We start from the raw sequence: 1598 nt of genomic DNA on the forward strand, positions 1-1598 counted from the left end.
CGGGGCGCGGCTTTATCCGCAAACCCGGGGGGGGGGGGCCCCCCGCCTGTGGGTCGCGGGCGGGGCGCGGGGTCCGGGGCCCCCGGGGGGCGCCCCCCCCGGGCGGGCTCCATCGTCCTGCTCACCGACGGCGTCGTCGAGGGGCCGTCCTTCCCGATCGACGTCGGACTGGCCCGCGTGGCCCGGGTGGTCCGCGAGGCGGCGGGCGGCGACCCCGACGAGATCGCCGGGGAGATCATGAAGGTGGCCGATTCCACCGGCCACGCGGACGACGCGGCCGTGCTCGTCCTCAGCCACGACGCGGCAGGACCCCGGACCTGGTAGCGCGTGTCACGGCCCGCCCGGAGGCGGCGGCTGTTGTCTGATGCTGTGGTGCGCAAAGAGGAATGGCGACGTCTGACCGGGATCCTCCTGGAGATCCTGGCCGTCGCCGCCGCCTACTACGCCGCGGCACGGATCGGCCTGCTGCTGCGCGTGGTGGTCGAAGGCGCGGTGGTCACCGCCCTGTGGCTGCCCACCGGCGTCGCGGTCGCCGCCCTGTTGTGGTTCGGCCCGCGGATCTGGCCGGGGATCGCCCTCGGCACGTACCTCTCCATCCAGCACCTCGGCAGCTTCCAGGTCACCGACGCCGGCATCCTCGTGGGCAACACCGTCGCCCCGCTGTGCGCGTACCTGCTGCTGCGCCGCGTGGACTTCCGCACCGACATCACCCGGCTGCGCGACGGCCTGGCCCTGGTCTTCCTGGGCGGGCTCCTGCCGATGCTGCTCAGTGCGACCATCGGCACCGGTGTGCTCCTCGCCACCGGGGACCTGGCGCCGGACGACTTCCTGCCGGTGTGGTCGGCCTGGTGGGCCGGCGACGCCATGGGCGTGCTCGTGGTGACCCCGCTGCTGCTCGTCCTCACCCGGGTCCGGATGCCGCACGACGCCTACCGGATCGCCGAGGCGGCGGCGCTGGCCGTCGGCACCGGATTCGTCGCCCTCGCGGCCAGCCGGAGCTCCCTGTCGCTGCTCTTCCTCGTCTTCCCGCTGCTGATCTGGGCGGCCGTGCGCTTCCAGCTGCCCGGCAGCGCGCCCTGCGTCCTGGTCCTGTCCGTCGTGGTGATCTGGGCGGCGACCGATCGCGCCGGACCCTTCGAGGGCCACACGCTCTTCGAGGTCATGGTCAACCTCCAGGCGCTCAACGGCTCGGCGGCACTGACCGCGCTGCTGCTGTCCGCGCTGGTCACCGAACAGAACAACATCCGCGAGGAGATCGAGCGGGTGTGCGAGGACCTGGCCGAGGTCGTCGAACGCCTCGCCCCCCGCGGCCCCGGCGACTAGGGCCTGCCTTCCGGATCAGGCCGGGCCCGCGGCGTCTGGCGCAGGCTGATCCGGAAGACAGGCCCTGGCCGTCGCTTCCGGCGTTCCGGCCGGCCGCCGGGGCCGGGGAACCGGCGGCGTGCTCGGGGACGTGGCCAGGGCGCCGGGCCAGGGCGCCGCCGGCAACGCGCGGCCGCGGCCGATGCTTTGGTCTCCCGGCCCCCGTTTCGTGTTAAACCGCGGCGGCGGGTGAGGAGGGGGCAAACGGCGAACGCTTACGATGTGTAGTATAAAAA

Annotated in this window: 2 protein-coding genes; both read left to right on the forward strand. The window is 73.7% G+C overall.

Translation table 11 applies throughout. The features are described from left to right. Window positions 1-48 precede the first annotated feature (48 nt). Entirely contained in the window at window positions 49-324 is a 276-nt protein-coding gene (locus ACFXA3_RS33510; protein ID WP_385193101.1) for a SpoIIE family protein phosphatase, read from the forward strand. 48 nt (window positions 325-372) lie between these two features. Next, window positions 373-1323, forward strand: a complete 951-nt coding sequence (locus ACFXA3_RS33515) for an MASE1 domain-containing protein (protein WP_385193103.1) — start codon at window positions 373-375, stop codon at window positions 1321-1323. Window positions 1324-1598 lie beyond the last annotated feature (275 nt).

It is taken from the genome of Streptomyces sp. NPDC059456, assembly GCF_042750055.1.
GTDB lineage: Bacteria > Actinomycetota > Actinomycetes > Streptomycetales > Streptomycetaceae > Streptomyces.